The organism is Siccirubricoccus deserti (assembly GCF_014283215.1).
GTDB classification, from domain to species: domain Bacteria; phylum Pseudomonadota; class Alphaproteobacteria; order Acetobacterales; family Acetobacteraceae; genus Siccirubricoccus; species Siccirubricoccus deserti.
On the sequence record NZ_JACOMF010000180.1, the window covers coordinates 1 to 2,299 of the forward strand.

Below are 2,299 nucleotides of genomic sequence, written 5' to 3' on the forward strand. Positions count from 1 at the left end.
TCGACGACCGCGGGAAGCCCCGGCGGACTGGCTATGAGGCAACTGCGGCACTGGCGGCGGCGCAGCTCGTCCAGCATTTGACGCTGTCCGGAGTCGTGTTCATGCGCGGGCCACCGGCCCCGGCGCATGGTCAAAGCTTCTAGGGGCTACCGCGGTCAGGTTGACCAAATTGGCGATGTGCCGACAGAGGGCAAACAGCCGCGGTGGTATTCTTACGGCTACGACGCCTGCATGACCTCACGTACCGGCACGGGCGCTTCGGTCCCGAAGGCGATCTGGTCGATCTTCTCCTTGAGGGTCCGAAGGTCGTAATCACCATAGTCCTGCCCGACCGACTTCGACGCATGACCGGTCAGGCGATCATGCCATTCCTCACCCATTTGACGGCGTGCCGCACCTTTGAAGGTGTGTCGAAGGGAATGGAACACCTTGTCATCCCCAAGCCCGGCACCATCAAAAACGCGGGCCAGCCGCTTGCTGGCAACCGCGCCGGACATGCTGAACAGGCGCTCCGCCTTGCGGGCCTGCACCCATTCCAGCAGGCCATCGGCGATGAGCTGCCGATGCACCGGCACCAGCCGAATGGAGCTGCGGGTTTTCACCGAAGTGCCAGCCTCGGCATCGGCGCGTATATGGAAGGCCGGCACGCCGGCAACCGTCACAAAGTCATCCTTGGCGAGCTGGCAGATTTCGGCGAGCCGCGCCCCGCTATAGAGGCCGATCCGGGTGATCCACCATTCTTCTTCCCTGCCGCGCAGCTTGGCGAAAAGCGCCTCAAGGTCGTCCGTGGTCAGCACGGACCGCCGCTCGGAGTCGTCGGCGAGTGTCATCTTCACCCGGATGAAGGGGTTAGACTCCAGCAGAGCGTCGTCGACAGCCACATTCAGCAGCGCCCGGAGCATCCCCCATAGCTTTTGCCGGGTTGCGTTCTTCAACGCCGCGTCGCCAAGCAAATCCGCTTTGAAGCGGCGGGCATGTTCGTCGGTGACCTGACGGTACATCAAGGGGCCGTTAACCGCCTTGAACCTCTTGATCGCGGTGCGCATGTCTGCCTGCGATGACTTGGCCGGGTTGCGGTGCCGCTTCCATAGTTCTGACAGCGCCGTCAGCGAATCCTCCGCCACCGGTCCCGCCGCTTCGGATGCCGCAGTTTCGGTAGAGCTGGCGATGATCGCCTTGGTCGCTTCCAAGCTGCGCCGCTCCGCTTCGGCAAGCTCTTGCACCTTCGCCATGAGCGCCGGCACGTACCGGTCGGGGATGTTCCCGAAAATCGGCTCTCCATCCTCGTCTAACGCAGTCACCAAGGAGGCGGTAGCCGCCTCGTAGTCCAGTGTAGCCAGATCGGAATCGATGCGGGCAACCGCCTCGGAGCGTGTGATCGGGCGCGGCTGCACCATCCCTGTCCGCAGCGCCAGTTCAACGGCTTCCTGTTCCTCAGGGGTTGCCGGCCGGAAGGCGTAGCCCTGCCCGGTCATCAACTTTCCGGCCACGGCAGCATGGTCATTCAGAGCCGCATCGAATGCGCCGGAGGCGAGGAAGGTGCGCTCAACGTCATCGGCACGGAGCATCCGCCGCTTCCCCTCAAAATCACGCTCAATTTCCGCCAGAACCGCATGGGAGCGGGCCTCCGCCTCCCGCCTGACGGTCGTGCCAAGGGATCGCCAAATCTGCTTCTGCCGCCCGGGGTAGGCCGGTTGAACCTCCGACGGAATGGGGCGGCGAACATAGTAGGTTTGGCCCCGCAGGAGGACGTACTTCGGCAGTGACATGTCGGCCCTCGGCTGCCAGATTGTAGCAGCCGATTGTAGCAGTAGACAGCCAGCAAAGCCAGCTTATAGGCTCATTTCAGGAGTTACCTAGGCATTGCGGATAGATGGGTTCGAATCCCCTAGGGGACGCCATACTCCGCGCTTAGTGCGTTGATTCGATTGTCGATATCCTATAAGTGGATGTGAGCCCTTACAAAATCCCCCACATTGCGCTTGCGCTGCGGTGGAATAGCATGCACCAGAATTGATTTTATGCGCGCCGGTCCGGTACCTCCGCCGTCCTGCCAACTGGGTTCTTCGGCGGTGGCCAGATGCCCCGGCCGCGCCAAAATCGTTCCTCCCGCTCCATCCGCAGCCATGCCGACCGCCCGAACCATGCGCGCGATCCTGGACGCCGGCGGAAACCACTAGGCTCGGAACTCGATTACCGCTTTGAGTGGCCCGGCCGGTTGTGATTCGCTGCCCCTTGGGCATCAGGGGCTTGCGCATGTCGGTACTGTTCTGGCTGAGCGATGAGCAATGGTCGGCGA

Annotated in this window: 1 protein-coding gene; it reads right to left on the reverse strand. The window is 62.7% G+C overall.

Features of this window, described 5'->3' with window-relative positions; genetic code table 11:
- Positions 1 to 218 precede the first annotated feature (218 nt).
- Positions 219 to 1,769 (reverse strand): site-specific integrase, encoded by a 1,551-nt coding sequence (locus tag H7965_RS29550; RefSeq protein ID WP_186774053.1) that lies wholly within the window; start codon positions 1,767 to 1,769, stop codon positions 219 to 221.
- Positions 1,770 to 2,299 lie beyond the last annotated feature (530 nt).

What these genes read in the sequence shown, in the direction of transcription:
- H7965_RS29550 (WP_186774053.1), bottom strand. Translation starts at nt 1,769, where the DNA reads ATGTCACTGCCGAAGTACGTCCTCCTGCGGGGCCAAACCTACTATGTT.